Source organism: Halomonas sp. ND22Bw, assembly GCF_003011945.1.
Lineage (GTDB): Bacteria > Pseudomonadota > Gammaproteobacteria > Pseudomonadales > Halomonadaceae > Halomonas > Halomonas halophila.
The window spans coordinates 1-662 of sequence record NZ_PXWD01000053.1; the positions used below are offsets into that span (position 1 = coordinate 1).

The window sequence follows — 662 nt, forward strand, 5'->3', positions numbered from 1 at the left end:
GGGCCTGCGGATCGACTCCGACCGGCCAGAGCAGTTCGCGCGCATCCTCCCAGGCGCGGGGAACCTCCGCGCCGACGCGGCTCAGGATGCGGGCGCGCAGGCGGGCCGTGGTCCGGTTGATGCCATGGGCCCGCGCCACGCGGGCGACGAGGCGGTCGGCGAACAGCGGCCCCTCCCGAGCAATGACGTGCGCCACGAGGGCGTCGAGGACCGCGTCGTAATCCGGCGCGTGGAGGCGGGACGCGTCGAGGGCGAAGCCGGCGGTGTCGGCGGCGACGGAGGAGCTCGGCGGCGCCGCTTCGGGTGGCGGCTCCGGCTCCAGCTCCGGCTTGGCCCGATCGGATTCCAGGTCCGCCCGCAGGCCTGCGTCTAGGCGGGCGAGGGCGCCGTCCGCGTCGATCCACCAGTCGGTGCTCCAGACCCGGTGCAGGCGCCAGCCGAGATCGGTGAGCACCCCGTGGCGCAGGCGGTCGCGATCGCGTGCGGTGGCGGCGCTGTGGTAGCTGGCCCCGTCGCATTCCACCCCCGCGAGGTAGCGGCCGGGGGCGTCCGGATGGACGATGCCGAGGTCGATGCGGAAGGCGGCGACGCCGATCTGCGGCACCACCCGCCAGCCGCGCGCCTCCAGGGCGGCCATCACGCTGGCCTCGAAGGGGGATTCG

1 protein-coding gene is annotated in these 662 nt (G+C 75.5%); it reads right to left on the bottom strand.

The window, feature by feature from the left end; translation table 11 throughout:
* Positions 1 to 637: DUF3320 domain-containing protein (locus CVH10_RS16905; RefSeq protein WP_369335843.1), on the bottom strand; the 637-nt coding region annotated here is incomplete at its 3' end.
* Positions 638 to 662: the final 25 nt, after the last annotated feature.